We start from the raw sequence: 14,428 nt of genomic DNA on the forward strand, positions 1-14,428 counted from the left end.
CTTGGCTTGCCCCGGTATATCTAATATTTTGTCGGGCCGATAGAAATTTGCGACAACATCTTTAAGATTTCCGCTAAAGCTTGGAGCATTCGCTGACGAATCGAAACGGACTGATTGTGGAAAAATTTGGGTGGTTAACCGGTTTACAGACCGCTGCACAAGGGAATAAACGATTTTGCGGCTGCTTGGGCGGGAGCCTTTTTTTGTCGGAAATTTCTTATGACCTGCCCTCTTGTTCTGACAAACTTTCTACTTTGGCCGCGCTTATAATGAGTACCACAAGAAGAAACGGCTTCACCTCCTTTCAAAGCTTATGCTTTTGAGGTCAGCGATAGACGTATCGCTTGTAGGCAGCTGTTTCTCGTGGAAATATAAGGCCAATGATAAGAGCGCAGCTTATATGGTCTTATGTTTTAAATTTATACGGGTGGTGCTAATCATTATGGGTAAAAGCAATGTGGTGAATTTTCCAGAGTGGACAAGAGTGGAAGATGGCGCTGAGGAAGAGAAGGCACCATGGGGAGAGAGGTTCAAGGCCTGGGGAAAGCGTCAGCGTATTCTTCGTATGCTGGACACGAGAAAATGGATGCTGCTGCTGAGTATCATGGGCTTTCTGCTGGGAAGAGCGATGATATTGGACGAGCTGTCCCCGTTTGCCGCCGCTTTTTTCGCCATTATTGTTTTTATGCGCAAAGATTGCACCCTTCCGGTCGGAGCGGCGATTCTTGCGGGCAGCCTGTATACTCCGTTCCCCGGTGTACTGATGATTATGGCCGAACTCATCGTCTTTATTCTTCTCTATAAAGGGATGGAGGCCTTCCAGCGAGTCGATCTGGCCTATGCGCCGGTCATGGTGTTCGTATCCTCTTTTATGGTCGGGCTCTTTCAGACGATTATCGGTCCAACGCTTTCCTGGTATCCGCTAATGATGACAACGCTGAACGCACTGCTCTCCTTTGTGCTGACGCTCGTCTTCCTGCAGGCTCTGCCTGTGCTCACCTATAAACAAAAAAGCCGCGTACTGCGAAATGAGGAGATCTTATGTCTTATCATTATGCTGGCTTCCATTATGACCGGTCTGGTTGGCTGGAAAGCGGGCGGGTTATCGCTGGAACATATTCTGTCGCGCTACCTGATTCTGCTGTTCGCCATGGCAGGCGGGGCTCCCCTGGGAGCTGCGGTCGGAGTCGTGACGGGCCTGATTCTCAGTTTGGCCGATATCGGGGCGATCTATCAGATGAGTCTGCTGGCGTTCTCCGGCATGCTGGCGGGTATGCTGCAGGGCGGGCGTAAAGGCGCGGTTTCTCTAGGTATGCTGCTCGGCTCCAGCATTCTGTCCGTCTATTTCAGCGGTCCGGGCGATATGATGACCTCTACTTGGGAGACTTGCGCGGCGGTGGTGCTGTTCCTCGCAACCCCTCGAGGCATCATTAAGGCGATCGCCAAATATGTGCCCGGCACGACGGATCACAGCCGTTCCCAGCATGAGTATGCGCGGAGGGTGCGCGACATTACTGCGGACCGGGTGACCCAGTTCTCCCAGGTATTCCGGCAGCTCTCCACCAGCTTCGGACAGATTCCGTCCGCCGGCGAAGCGGGCAAATCGAACCGGGAAATGGAGCATTTCATGAATGCGGTCACAGAGGAGACCTGCGCGAACTGCATCCGCCGCTCCCACTGCTGGGATTCGAAGTTCTACCAGACGTACAAATATATGACCGATATGATGACCGCCGTCGAGGAGAATCCGGACATTCAGGCGTCGAGGCTGCCTGCGGAATGGGCCCGGATCTGCGGCAATACGGATGAAGTACTCGAAGTAATGCGAAGCCAATATTATCTTTACGAGCATGATATGCGCTGGAAACGGCAAATATACGACAGCCGCAAATTTGTGGCTGAGCAGCTTTCCGGCGTATCGCAGGTCATGGAGGATCTGGCACGGGAAATCAAACGCGAAGGGCAGGCGCTCTACCGGCAGGAAGCGCAAATTCGCGAAGCACTGGAAAAGCTCGGCCTCTCCATCCACAGCATCGATATTGTCAGCCTCGATCCGGGCCGTGTGGAAATCGAAGTCGTCCACGCCTACAACCGTGGCTTTGACGAATCCCGCAAAATGATTGCCCCGCTGCTGTCCGACATATTGGAGGAAAATATTTCGGTGAAGAGCGAGACGGCGATGCACAGCCGCGATGGACTGTCGACAGTTGTCTTCGGCTCGGCGAAGGCTTTCGAAATCAGCACGGGCATATCCGGCGCGGCCAAAGGCGGGAATATGATGTCGGGAGACAGCTTCAGTACGGCAGAGCTGGGCAACGGAACATTCGCCGTCTCGATAAGTGACGGAATGGGCAACGGGGAGCGGGCCCGGATGGAGAGCAGCGCCGCGCTTGGCATGCTGGAGAAGCTGCTGCAATCCGGCATGGACGAGAAGCTGGCGGTGAAGTCCGTGAACTCGATTCTGCTGCTGCGCTCGCCTGAGGAATTCTATGCTACCGTGGACATGGCGCTGATTGACCAATATTCGGCGCAGACCACCTTTATGAAGATTGCCTCGGCGCCCAGCTTTATCAAACGAGGAAGCGAGGTTATACCGATTACGGCAAGCAATCTGCCAATCGGCATCATTCAGGATATCGAGGTCGAATTCGTAACGATGCAGCTGCAAGCGGGCGATATTCTGATCATGATGACCGACGGTATTTACGATGCGCCCGGCTATGCCGTCAACAAGGAAATATGGATGAAACGGATGATCCAGGAGCTGGAAACCAGCGATCCGCAGGAGATTGCCGACAATCTCTTGGAGAAGGTCATTCGCTACCAAGGCAATGAGATTCATGACGACATGACCATTGTGGTCAGCCGTGTCGATCACTTCCAGCCGGAATGGTCCACGCTGCATGTACCGGGACTCTCGCGAATGGAACGGCCGCGCACGGTGAGCTGACCGCTACTTTCCTTTTTTTCATCGGCTTCTGCCACGTTTGGAATCTCTCAATCCGGATCATACTAGGGAAGAGAGAATTCATTTACGAGGCGGGAGGAAAAAGAAATGAAGCAAATTTTACTCATAACGGACGGATGCTCCAATGTAGGAGAAAGCCCGGTAATGGCGGCTGCGCATGCTCGTCAGGACGGGATAACGGTGAATGTGATCGGGGTCGTCGACTATGGGACGATCGGCGAGCTGGGGAGCAGGGAGATCGATGATATCGCCAAAGCGGGCGGCGGACTCAGCCGGATCGTCGGCACGCCGCAGCTGGCGCAGACCATGCAGATGATGACCCGCAAGACGGTGGTTCAGACGATTCAGCAGGCGGTTAATAAGGAGGTAAAAAAAATTCTGGGCGAAGGCTCCCTGGAGGATCTGCCTCCAGCCAAACGCTCGCAGGTCGTAACGGTGGTGGATGAACTCAGCGAGACGGCGCCGCTGCGCCTGGCGCTTCTGATCGACGCCAGCGCAAGCATGAAGCCGAAGCTCGCGGCGGTGGAGGATGCGATCCGTGATCTGGCGCTCAGCCTTGAAGCGCGGGAGGGCATCAGCGAGATTTCCGTGTTCCATTTTCCGGGCTCTTCCAGTGAGCCGGCCGTGCTCGATATGGACTGGAGCACAAATGTGTCAAACATTCGTACGCTGTTCAGCAAAATCCGCATGAAGGGGGCGACGCCGACCGGCCCGGCGATTTTCAAGGTGCTTGAACATTTCGGGTATGATACACTAAATGAACATCAAGGCCGCCTGGCGGCTCACTCAGATGAAGGAGAAGGGATGCCTGGTGGGTACGTCGTCTAATCCGCCCCGTTCTCCGGGGGAAGTCATTGTCGGCAAGTGGCGGGGCAACCGTTATGTCGTGAACCGGCTGCTTGGAAAAGGCGCGAACGGTACGGTATATCTGGTCAACCGGCAGGGGAGAAGGGAGAAGTATGCGCTCAAAATCGGATACGATGCGCTCGATCTTCAGTCAGAGATCAACGTGCTGACCTCGCTTCAATCCTGCCGCGTGCGGCGGGATCATCGAACCAGGGGGGCGTCGCCGATGTCTGCCTACTTTCTGGAGGCGGACGATGCTTCGGAAGGCGGGTTTCCTTTTTACGTCATGCGCTATGTTCAAGGTACGCCGCTCCAATATTTTCTGTCCCGTAAAGGTTCCTCCTGGCTTGGTCTGATCGGACTGCAGCTGCTGGACAGACTATGCGGACTCCATGAATGCGGGTTTATCTTCGGTGATCTGAAGCCGGAAAATGTCATAGTATCGGAGTATGGCATCGCTGAGCTGATCGATTTCGGAGGAGCGGGTCCTATCGGCCGCAGCGTGAAACAGTTTACGGAATGGCATGACCGCGGCTACTGGAATGCCGGCAGCCGGATCGGGGATGAAAGCTATGATCTGTTCGCCTTCGCCGTGCTCTGCTTGCGGCTTCTTGACGAGACCGGACTTCAGAATGCGTCGCGGCAGCTTCCGCAGACAAGAAGCGGAGATGATCTGATCAAGCTTGCGGGCCAGCTTCCCGATAAGAAGCTCGCTTCTTGGCTGAGGCTCGCGCTGAAGGGCGGATTTTCCACGTCGGCTGAAGCCAGGGACATGTGGAAGAGCCATGTTTACACATTACGTCTCCGCAAGCCGGAGCCAATCGCAACTCCGGGCTGGCTGACCGGCGCCTTTGCGCTGTCGCTGTGCCTGCTGGCTTTTACCGTCTACTGGATTTATCATTTTTAATATTCTATGATTATACATACGGATGGCATGCCGATTCATGCCGTCATCAAGCTGCGGACAGACCGCGGCCGGGCAGGAAAGGAAGCCGGATATGGCCATATGGAATGAACTGGTGGATTCGGTGATGGATGCCGCGGCAGAACACAGGCTGTGGGGGCCGGGAGACGCCATCGTAGTCGCAGTGTCCGGAGGGCCGGATTCTGTGGCTCTTTTGCATGTTCTGCATGAAATATCCCAGAGCCGGATGCCGCTTACACTGATTTGCGCTCATGTGAACCACGGTTTCCGCGCCGAATCGGCGCAGGAAGCCGAGCTTGTGCGCCGGACGGCCAAAGAGCTCGGAATCCCCTTTGAACTCGCCGAGTTTGATATTCCTTCCTTTATGAAGGAAAGCGGGCTTGGCCCGCAGGAAGCAGCCAGGGAGAAGCGTTACCGCTTTCTAATTGATACGGCGAAGCGCCGGGGCGCTCGTTCCGTCGCGCTCGCCCATCATGCCGACGACCAGGCCGAGACGGTTCTGATGCGTCTCTTGCGGGGCAGCGGCCTGTCGGGGCTTGCCGGAATGCGCTGGAGAAGAACTGAAAAAAACGTGGAACTTATCCGACCGTTCCTTCGTATTAACAAAGCGGCGCTTGTTGATGTATGCCGGCGGCGAGGCTTTCTTTATGCCGAAGATCCCAGCAACGCGCAGACCAAGTACCGGCGCAACGCGGTCAGACTGAAAGTGCTTCCTTTTCTGACGCGTTACAGTCCGAAACTGAGCCGCTCGCTGACGCAGCTGGCGGAAATTGCCGGCGCCGAGGATGATTTTATGGAAGATGCGGCCGCTAAGTGCTTCGCTGATATCGTCTTGCAGGAACAAGGTAAATGCACCCTGGACAGAGCGGCTTTTGCCGTCGTGCCCTCCGCTTTACAACGGCGTTTGATTAAACTAATATTAAATTATCTGTCGGCGGATACGCCGGAAACCGATTTTCCGAAGATTGAAGCTGTGCGGCGGGGAATACTGCAAGATATGCCCACTGCGTGGAGTCTCGATTTGGGGCGCGGCATAACCTGTATCCGGCAGTATAATACCATTTATTTCTTGTCCGCTCCTTTGGATCATCAGGCAAGCTACGCCTATCGTCTGCCTAAGCCCCAGCCTCGTCTTGAGCTTAGCGAGATTAACAAGGCGCTCGTAATGACGCTGGCGGAGCGAGGGAATATAGCCGCTCTGAAGGGAGAAGGCAGCAGGATGTCAGCCCGGTTCGATTATAAAGAGCTGGTCTTCCCGCTCACGATTCGTTCCCGATTGCCTGGAGATACCATTAAAGTCATGGGATTAAACGGAAGCAAAAAGGTAAAAGATATTTACATTGATGACAAAATACCTTCTACCGAGCGTTCACGCATTCCCCTTGTATGCGACGGACTCGGAAACATTGTCTGGATTCCGGGCATTCGCCGTTCGGTTCATGCCGCCGTCGGGGATCATACGGCTTCGGTTCTGCTGCTGTCGATTGAAGACTTGTAGAGGATAGCCGTAATGGCCGCAGGCAGTTTTTCATAGTATAACTTAGGAGGTTCGCAGGTTGCAGAACGATATCCAGGAGATTTTGATCAGCGAAGAGGAGATTCAACAGAGGATCAAAGAGCTCGGCGCCAAGCTGAGCGATGCATATGAGGGGCGCAACCCGCTGGTCATTTGCGTGCTGAAAGGTGCGTTTATTTTTATGGCCGATTTGGTCAAAGTCATAACGGTGCCGGTCGAGATGGACTTCATGGCCGTATCCAGCTATGGCGCGACAACCAAATCTTCGGGCGTAGTGAAAATTATCAAGGATCTGGACGTTCCGGTCGATGGCCGCCACGTGCTGATCGTTGAGGATATTATCGACAGCGGTCTTACGCTGAGTTATCTGATTGAGCTGCTTCGCAACCGCAACGCCGCATCGGTTTCCGTCGTGACTCTGTTCGATAAACCGGCGGGTCGTACTGTAAGCCTTGAGGCAGATTATACCGGTTTTGTCATTCCTGACGAATTTATTGTAGGATACGGACTTGACTATGCCGAAAAGTATCGGAATCTCCCTTACATCGGGGTATTGAAGCCGGAGGTCTACTCTAAATAATTCATTCACAGCCTTGGTCTTCCGGATTATTTACCTGAAGCCGCCTCGCGTTTGAGGTGCTCCGACAGGCTATGGTACAATAACTTAAGTGTTGCGAGAGGAGGTAGGGGATGAATCGGTTCATCCGAAATTCTGGTTTTTATTTGATTTTATTTCTAGTCGTGGTGGGCATTGTCCAATTCGTCAGCAATGGAAATGAAGCCGCCGATTTCCCCAGATATGACCAGTTACGGCAGGAGCTTAAGAGTAACAATGTGAAGGATTTGACGGTTCAGTTCGAAGGCAACGCCTTTAATGTAACCGGCTCTTATAAAGAGAAGCCGGAATGGGCTAAATCGCAAAGCTTCTCCACATATATTCCTCCTACGGACGCGGCTATCGAAGAATTGACTGCAGCCAGTCAGGCCAACAACATACCATTCGTCCAGAAGAAAATGGAGGGCGACAGCATTTGGCTGACCTTCCTGTCTTCGATCATTCCGCTTGTTATTATGTTCATCCTGTTCTTCTTCCTGTTCAATCAGGCGCAGGGCGGGGGCGGGAAAGTGATGAATTTCGGTAAGAGCAAGGCCCGTCTCTACAATGAAGAGAAGAAGCGGGTCACTTTTGAAGACGTGGCAGGGGCCGACGAAGAGAAGCAGGAGCTTGTCGAAGTCGTGGAATTCCTGAAAGACCCGCGGAAATTCGCTGCGGTGGGCGCGCGCATCCCTAAAGGGGTCTTGCTCGTAGGTCCTCCGGGTACAGGTAAAACGCTGCTTGCCCGCGCGGTGGCAGGCGAAGCCGGGGTTCCGTTCTTCAGCATCTCCGGTTCCGACTTCGTTGAAATGTTCGTCGGCGTCGGTGCTTCGCGGGTACGCGACCTGTTCGAGAACGCGAAGAAGAATGCGCCTTGCATCATCTTTATCGACGAAATCGACGCTGTCGGCCGTCAGCGCGGCGCCGGACTTGGCGGCGGGCATGATGAACGCGAGCAGACGCTTAACCAATTGCTCGTTGAGATGGACGGTTTCGGCGGCAACGAAGGCATTATCATCGTCGCGGCTACCAACCGCGCCGATATTCTTGACCCCGCTCTGCTCCGTCCGGGACGCTTTGACCGTCAGATTACGGTTGACCGCCCTGACGTGAAGGGACGCGAGGCCGTACTGAAGGTTCACTCCCGCAATAAGCCGCTGACCAAGGACGTGAAGCTTGACGTTATCGCCAAGCGTACAACCGGGTTTACCGGCGCGGATCTTGAGAACCTGCTGAACGAAGCGGCGCTGCTCGCCGCCCGCCGCAACCGCAAGGATATCTCCATGCGGGAAGTGGATGAGGCAATCGACCGCGTCATCGTCGGCACCGAGAAGCGCAGCCGCGTGATCAGCGACCGCGAGAAGCGGATCGTCGCTTATCACGAAGCAGGGCATACGATCGCCGGATATTTCCTGGAGCATGCCGATATGGTTCACAAGGTGACGATCATCCCGCGCGGACGCGCAGGCGGATATGTCATCATGCTTCCGAAGGAAGACCGCATGCTCGTTACGAAGCAGGAGCTGCTTGATAAGGTAACCGGGCTGCTCGGCGGCCGGGTAGCCGAGGAAATGTTCATCGGCGAGATTGGCACAGGCGCATACAGCGACTTCCAGCAAGCAACGCGGATCGTACGCAGCATGATTATGGAATACGGTATGAGCGAGAAGCTCGGTCCGATGCAGTTCGGCACTTCCCAAGGCCAGGTATTCCTGGGCCGCGATATCGGGCACGAGCAGAATTACAGTGATTCGATCGCTTATGAGATTGATCAGGAAATGCAGCGTTTCATCAGCGAATGCTATGAGCGATGCAGAGAGCTGCTGAAGAAGCACTCGAAGGAAATGCATCTCATCGCAGGTACGCTGCTGGAGAAAGAGACGCTTGAGCTTGAGCAGATCAAAGAGCTGATCGAGCAGGGCTATCTGACTGAAGACGGCAAGCCGGTTGACGGCCAAAGTCTTGCGAATGAAGGTGCGGAGCCGGTTATTGATTCGATCGGCGATGTAAAAGTCCGCATTCAGGGCAAGACTGATGAGCCTCAGGCTACGCTGGGAGATTCGCCCAAAGATATTCCGAACAATCCACAGCAAGATGGAGAGAGTGGAAATGACGAGAACAAGGGCGGCGGAGCAAGCTTGAGCTAATCCGATATTCCGCCGCAGGGCAGGGATCAATAAAATCCGGAGAACGAATTTGTTCTCCGGATTTTTTTTAATCGTCGAGAGGTAAGCTGCCGGAAATAGCCGCTTCTGTAAGAGCGTATCCATTAGATTGACACGGCAAGGAACGTTGTGTACATTAGTGATAAATATTACGAACTATATACCGTTTACATGATGCTGAATATCTTCTTACAATCTGCCTCATTTCAGATTTGATATGCCGGTGAATATGCCGTTAAATATAAGGGGGAACGTATACCGTGGAAGCTCTGGCGCTGGAGCGCAAGCAAGAACAAAACCGTCAACTGCGTGAACGTCTCGAACAGCTTAAGAAGGAACGGAATGCCATCATTTTGGCTCACTATTATCAGCGCGATGAAATTCAGGAAGTTGCCGATTTTCGCGGCGACTCTTTTTTGCTGGCTCAAAAGGCCGCCGCAACGGAAGCGGAAGTGATCGTATTCTGCGGCGTTCATTTTATGGGTGAAAGCGCCAAGATCTTGGCCCCGGACAAGACGGTTCTTATCCCTGACGAGCGTGCCGGCTGCCCCATGGCCGACATGGTTAACGTAGAGGGCCTTCGCAAGCTGAAGGCTAAGCATCCGAATGCCAAGGTGGTTACCTATATCAATTCCTCCGCCGAAATTAAAGCGGAGACGGATATATGCTGTACCTCCGCCAATGCCGTCCGGGTCATCGAGTCGCTGGATGCGGAGGAGATCATTTGGGTTCCGGATAAGAATCTGGGGCACTATGTGCAGGAGAAGACCGGCAAAAAGCTGATTATTTGGGAAGGTTACTGCAACACGCATGATATGCTTACCGTCAAAGATGTCGTCGAAATGAAGGCCAAATACCCGAATGCCCAGTTTGTGGTTCATCCCGAATGCCGTCCGGAGGTCGTGGCTATGGGTGATTTTGTCGGCAGCACTACCGCCATTATCGATTACTGCAAAAAATCGGACGTCCAGGAATTTATCGTGGGAACCGAGGACGGGACAGGCTACCAACTGCGAAAGGACAGTCCGGAGAAGGACTTCCATTTCGCTTCCAAATTCCTGGTTTGTCCCAATATGAAAGTCAACAATCTCAAAAAATTGGTAAAATGCCTGGAGACGATGAAGCCGCAAATTTATGTGCCGCCAACTGTCGCAGACAAAGCCAGACAATCTCTAGAGCGCATGCTACAAGTCAAGTAGCATGCGCTACTCTTTCATTGAAACAGGTGAAAAGTGGTCATGATTCCACAGTATTTGGTTGATTTCGACCTGCGGGAGCTTCCCACCGTAGAAACGGATTGCATTGTCATCGGCTCTGGTATCGCCGGACTGTTCACAGCCATCAAGGTAAGCGAGGATCGGCGGGTCATAATGATTACGAAGAAATCGCTGATGGAGAGCAACACGCGTTATGCTCAGGGAGGCATCGCCGCCGTAATCGCGGAAGACGATTCTCCGCTGTACCATCGGCAGGATACTCTGATGGCCGGGGCCGGACTGTGTTCCTCGGCTGCTGTAGATGCACTCGTCAATGAAGGGCCGTATGGTGTTCGTGAACTAATCCGGCTTGGAACGCTTTTTGATAAGGAGAACGGTGTATTGGCGCTGACGCAGGAAGGAGCGCATAGCCACCGGCGGATTCTGCATGCCAACGGAGACGCTACCGGCTATGAAATTGTGCGCGCGCTGGTGCAGCAGGTACTCGAACACCACAATATTGAGGTGTGGGATGATCACTATGTGATCGACCTGGTTACGGAAGATGGTGAGTGCGTCGGAGCGCTTGTACAAAAACCGAACGGTGAGCGACTCTTTCTGAAGGGGTCAGCGACGGTCCTCTGTTCAGGCGGAGCGGGTCAGCTGTACCGCTATACGACCAATCCCGAGGTCGCGACAGGCGACGGAGTGGCGATTGCTTACCGTGCGGGAGCGCATATCCGCGATATGGAATTTATTCAGTTCCACCCGACGGCGCTCAGTTATCCCGGAGCCCCCCGGTTTCTGATTTCAGAGGCGGTTCGGGGTGAAGGAGCTGTGCTGCGTAATATACGGGGCGAACGTTTTATGGAGCGGTATCATGAGCTGCTGGAGCTTGCGCCGCGCGATATCGTTGCCCGGGCGATTGTCAGCGAAATGGAAGAGACGAAATCGACTTTTGTATACCTAGACATTACTCATGAATCGGCGGAAATGGTGAAGCGCCGGTTCCCGACGATATATCAGACCTGCATCGGCTACGGCCTGGACATCACAAGCGACTGGATTCCGGTGGCTCCGGCTGCTCACTATATGATGGGCGGCATCAAGACCGATCTGAACGGGGAGAGCAGCATTCGAAGACTCTTTGCTTGTGGGGAAGTATCCTCTACAGGCGTGCACGGCGCTAACCGCCTTGCCAGCAATTCGCTCTCGGAAGCAGTCGTATTCGGACACCGCATTGTTGAGCGGATCCGCAGCCTGCCGAAATTGGACAAGAGAGATCTATCCGCTGGCTGTGATATGGGCCGCCATGAGCATTCGACGCAAGCCATTGTGGAACGCCGCCTGAAGCTGCAGAAGATCATGGTCCGCTATGTCGGACTGCGGCGGAATGAGGAGATGCTGTCCAAAGGACTCGAAGAGCTGAAGCGGCAGCTGCCGATTTTTGGGGGGGCGCTAACCAAGCGCGAAGAATATGAATTTGCCAATATGCTGACCTGCAGCCTGCTTGTGACGGAATCGGCGTTGACGCGCGAGGAGAGCAGAGGAGCCCATTACCGCGAAGATTTTCCGCAGCGGGATGATGAGCATTGGCGCAAGCATTTGCTCCAGATTCGCGAACTGGGCATAGTGGAGGAGACAAGCGATGATGTTTAACGGATATAACGAACAGCTGGTGCAATCCATCAAGAACTGGCTGAAGGAAGATGTCGGCTCCGGTGATGTGACCACGTTGACGACGATTGCGCCCGGACATCAGTCCAAAGGAATTATTCATGCAAAAGAAGAAGGCGTGGTCTGCGGCATTCCCGTCGCGGAGCTGGTATTCGAGGTCGTCGATCCCAGCCTGTCCTTTACCCTATTCGTGAAGGAAGGCGAGCGTGTGGCCAAGGGAACCGTGATTGCAGAAGTAGAGGGCAGCACCCACGCGATTTTAACAGGCGAGCGGCTTGCTCTGAATCTGATGCAGCGGCTTTCGGGAGTGGCGACGCGGACAGCCTCGTTCGTGCAGGCGCTGGACGGACTGCCGGCGAAGCTGGTAGATACACGCAAGACTACGCCGGGACACCGGATGCTGGAGAAGTACGCGGTTCGAATTGGCGGGGGCGCCAATCACCGGTTCGGCTTATACGATGCCGTTATGATCAAGGATAACCATATAAAAGGCGCAGGGGGCATTCAGAAGGCCGTCAGCAGAGCCCGGGCCAACATTCCGCATACTATGACGATTGAAGTGGAAACGGAAAGCTTGGAACAGGTTGAGGAGGCGCTGGCCGCAGGGGCGGACATTATTATGCTGGATAACATGTCTCTTGAATTAATGACAGAGGCTGTGCGCAAAATTAAGACGAAGGCGCCGCATGTGAAGACGGAGGCTTCGGGAAACGTTTCGCTGGAAACGGTGCGCGGCATCGCAGAAACGGGCGTCGATGTGATCTCCGTCGGACGGCTCACTTACTCCTTTTCCAGTTTGGATATCAGTCTGGATCTGAATGAGAAGAAGGAGGGCGCTTTGTCATGATGCTGGCCGTGGATATCGGCAATACGAATATTGTGCTTGGGGTTTACCGGCAGCGGGAACTCCTGCACCATTTCCGGCTGAGCACGGCGCGGCAATCGACTGCGGATGAGTACGGGATTTTGATTCACAATTTATTTAATATGTCGGGTCTATCCGTTAAAAATGTGGAAGGAGTCATCATTTCTTCCGTCGTACCTCCGCTCGTGCATGTAATCGTGGAAATGTGTGTCAAATATATCGGCAAAGAGCCGCTGGTAGTCGGGCCCGGAATCAAGACCGGGCTAAACTTACGTTACGAGAATCCCCGGGAGGTCGGCGCGGACCGTATTGTGAACGCCGTGGCCGCCATTGAGCGTTATCAATGTCCGCTTGTCGTCGTCGACTTTGGAACCGCCACAACATTTGACTGTATCGACGGAAACGCCAATTATCTTGGAGGCGCCATTGTGCCGGGCATCGGCATTTCCACCGAGGCCTTATATGAGCGAGCGTCCAAGCTGCCGAGAATCGAACTGGAGAAGCCCAAGAAAGTAATCGGCCGAAATACCGTGCATGCGATGCAGGCCGGGATTATTTTTGGCTACGCGGGACAAGTGGAAGGTATTGTAAGGCGCATTAAGGCCGAGATGAACGCTCCCAGACTGAAGGTCATCGCGACGGGAGGATTGGCGCCCCTGATTGCGGGCGAGACGGACTGCATTGATGAAATCGATTCGCTGCTTACGCTGGAGGGGCTGCGCATTATTTATGACCGCAATCAATAACATCGGGATTCAATTTATGACAGGAGGGCTGATCACCCATGCAAAATAAAAAAGACAAGTTGGTACGGGGAACGGCACTTAACGGGAGGGTACGGACTTTTGCGGTTCGCACGACGGAGCTTACTGCCGAGCTTCAGCGCAGGCATGATACGTATCCGACGGCTACGGCCGCGCTCGGACGTACGGTTACCGCAGCCGCCATGATGGGCGCCATGCTCAAAGGCAAGGAAATGATCAATATCCAGATCAAAGGCGGCGGTCCGATCGGGCAGATTGTCGCAGAGGCAAATGCCGAGGGAGAGGTCCGCGGCTATGTCCAGAATCCTCATGTCCATCTGCCGAGTAACAGTTTAGGCAAGCTGGACGTGGCAGGGGCAGTCGGAACCGATGGCTTTATCCATGTCATCAAGGATCTCGGTCTGAAGGAGCCTTACCGCGGCAGTGTGCCGATTGTTTCCGGCGAGCTCGGCGACGATTTTACATATTACTTTGCCGTTTCCGAGCAGACGAACTCCGCAGTGGGATTAGGTGTGCTGGTTGAGGCAGATAACAGCGTCAAGGTGGCTGGCGGATTTATTATTCAACTGCTGCCGGGCCTGACCGATGAAGAGATTACGGAAATCGAACAAAACTTAAGCTCGACTCCTTCGGTTACGGCGCTGCTGGATCAGGGTATGGAGCCGGAGGAAATGCTGCGCCGCATTTTACCCGATACGGAAGTGCTGGACGAAACGGAAATTAGATTTAAGTGTCATTGCTCCCGCGAGAAAGTGGAGCAGACTCTGGTCAGCCTCGGCGCGTATGAATTGGAGCAGATAATCGAGGAAGACGGTCAGGCAGAAGTGGTATGCCATTTCTGCAACGAAGCCTATTCTTTTAACAAGGCGGAGCTGCAGGAAATTCTCAATCAAGCGAAATAGGATCGTGTA

Annotated in this window: 11 protein-coding genes; all 11 read left to right on the forward strand. The window is 53.9% G+C overall.

Annotated elements, in window-relative coordinates; all coding sequences use genetic code 11:
• The first annotated feature begins 442 nt into the window (after positions 1-442).
• The 11 genes from spoIIE to hslO all read left to right on the forward strand — a co-directional run bounded on the left by spoIIE (position 443) and on the right by hslO (position 14,419).
• The gene (spoIIE, locus tag PDUR_RS00265) at positions 443-2,950 is read left to right on the forward strand and encodes a stage II sporulation protein E (RefSeq protein ID WP_042208925.1); all 2,508 of its coding nucleotides are present in this window, start codon (positions 443-445) and stop codon (positions 2,948-2,950) included.
• 105 nt (positions 2,951-3,055) lie between these two features.
• Positions 3,056-3,796, forward strand: a complete 741-nt coding sequence (locus PDUR_RS00270; protein WP_042204579.1) for a vWA domain-containing protein — start codon at positions 3,056-3,058, stop codon at positions 3,794-3,796.
• The gene (locus tag PDUR_RS00275; RefSeq protein WP_042204580.1) at positions 3,780-4,721 is read left to right on the forward strand and encodes a serine/threonine protein kinase; all 942 of its coding nucleotides are present in this window, start codon (positions 3,780-3,782) and stop codon (positions 4,719-4,721) included. The genes PDUR_RS00270 and PDUR_RS00275 overlap by 17 nt, the downstream gene beginning before the upstream one ends.
• A 91-nt stretch (positions 4,722-4,812) precedes the next feature.
• Complete coding sequence (tilS, locus tag PDUR_RS00280; protein WP_042204581.1) at positions 4,813-6,237, forward strand: tRNA lysidine(34) synthetase TilS; 1,425 nt, start codon at positions 4,813-4,815, stop codon at positions 6,235-6,237.
• A gap of 58 nt (positions 6,238-6,295) precedes the next feature.
• On the forward strand, positions 6,296-6,835 hold the full coding sequence (hpt, locus tag PDUR_RS00285; RefSeq protein WP_025700119.1) for a hypoxanthine phosphoribosyltransferase: 540 nt from the start codon (positions 6,296-6,298) through the stop codon (positions 6,833-6,835).
• 110 nt (positions 6,836-6,945) lie between these two features.
• Complete coding sequence (gene ftsH, locus PDUR_RS00290) at positions 6,946-8,997, forward strand: ATP-dependent zinc metalloprotease FtsH (protein ID WP_042204582.1); 2,052 nt, start codon at positions 6,946-6,948, stop codon at positions 8,995-8,997.
• 278 nt (positions 8,998-9,275) lie between these two features.
• The gene (gene nadA / locus PDUR_RS00295; protein ID WP_042204583.1) at positions 9,276-10,214 is read left to right on the forward strand and encodes a quinolinate synthase NadA; all 939 of its coding nucleotides are present in this window, start codon (positions 9,276-9,278) and stop codon (positions 10,212-10,214) included.
• A 39-nt stretch (positions 10,215-10,253) separates the two neighbouring features.
• Positions 10,254-11,870: an L-aspartate oxidase gene (nadB, locus tag PDUR_RS00300; RefSeq protein ID WP_042204584.1), complete on the forward strand. Its 1,617-nt coding sequence runs from the start codon at positions 10,254-10,256 to the stop codon at positions 11,868-11,870.
• Positions 11,860-12,735 (forward strand): carboxylating nicotinate-nucleotide diphosphorylase, encoded by an 876-nt coding sequence (gene nadC / locus PDUR_RS00305; protein ID WP_042204585.1) that lies wholly within the window; start codon positions 11,860-11,862, stop codon positions 12,733-12,735. Before nadB ends, nadC begins: the two co-directional genes overlap by 11 nt.
• On the forward strand, positions 12,732-13,499 hold the full coding sequence (locus PDUR_RS00310; RefSeq protein ID WP_042204586.1) for a type III pantothenate kinase: 768 nt from the start codon (positions 12,732-12,734) through the stop codon (positions 13,497-13,499). The genes nadC and PDUR_RS00310 overlap by 4 nt, the downstream gene beginning before the upstream one ends.
• 38 nt (positions 13,500-13,537) lie before the next feature.
• Positions 13,538-14,419: an Hsp33 family molecular chaperone HslO gene (hslO, locus tag PDUR_RS00315; protein WP_042204587.1), complete on the forward strand. Its 882-nt coding sequence runs from the start codon at positions 13,538-13,540 to the stop codon at positions 14,417-14,419.
• Positions 14,420-14,428 lie beyond the last annotated feature (9 nt).

The sequence above is a fragment of the Paenibacillus durus genome (assembly GCF_000756615.1).
Taxonomy (GTDB): Bacteria; Bacillota; Bacilli; order Paenibacillales; family Paenibacillaceae; genus Paenibacillus_AQ; species Paenibacillus_AQ durus.

Bases quoted from the DNA above. Each gene is read 5' to 3' on its own strand.
- nadB (WP_042204584.1), top strand. From the start codon at position 10,254: ATGATTCCACAGTATTTGGTTGATTTCGACCTGCGGGAGCTTCCCACC.
- hslO (WP_042204587.1), top strand. From the start codon at position 13,538: ATGCAAAATAAAAAAGACAAGTTGGTACGGGGAACGGCACTTAACGGG.
- PDUR_RS00310 (WP_042204586.1), top strand. From the start codon at position 12,732: ATGATGCTGGCCGTGGATATCGGCAATACGAATATTGTGCTTGGGGTT.
- spoIIE (WP_042208925.1), top strand. From the start codon at position 443: ATGGGTAAAAGCAATGTGGTGAATTTTCCAGAGTGGACAAGAGTGGAA.
- PDUR_RS00270 (WP_042204579.1), top strand. From the start codon at position 3,056: ATGAAGCAAATTTTACTCATAACGGACGGATGCTCCAATGTAGGAGAA.
- ftsH (WP_042204582.1), top strand. From the start codon at position 6,946: ATGAATCGGTTCATCCGAAATTCTGGTTTTTATTTGATTTTATTTCTA.
- tilS (WP_042204581.1), top strand. From the start codon at position 4,813: ATGGCCATATGGAATGAACTGGTGGATTCGGTGATGGATGCCGCGGCA.
- nadC (WP_042204585.1), top strand. From the start codon at position 11,860: ATGATGTTTAACGGATATAACGAACAGCTGGTGCAATCCATCAAGAAC.